Consider the following 243-nt stretch of genomic DNA (forward strand, 5'->3'; position numbering starts at 1 on the left):
GGCTGGTAGAGATCCAGCGAAAGCCCCAGCTCCGCGGCGCGCGCGCGGATCGCCTCGGGAGAGTCCGGCGACGCGACGAGATCGGGCTCGAAGATCTCCACTCCATCGAAGCCCGCCTCGCGTGCGGCGACGAGCTTCTGATCGAGAGTCCCGCTCAGGCAGACCGTGGCGATCGACGTGCGCATGGCACCTTTCTGGGGCCACCGACATTGGTGCCCGCGATTGTGGAACAGCATTGCATGG

Annotated in this window: 1 pseudogene; it reads right to left on the reverse strand. The window is 66.7% G+C overall.

Annotated features, from left to right (window positions below):
- Nucleotides 1–185, reverse strand: a pseudogene (locus tag ACQG3P_RS22065) (hypothetical protein); the annotation flags it as partial.
- Nucleotides 186–243 lie beyond the last annotated feature (58 nt).

Origin of the sequence: Stenotrophomonas sp. SrG, from assembly GCF_050031795.1 — a bacterium.
GTDB lineage: Bacteria > Pseudomonadota > Gammaproteobacteria > Xanthomonadales > Xanthomonadaceae > Stenotrophomonas > Stenotrophomonas rhizophila_A.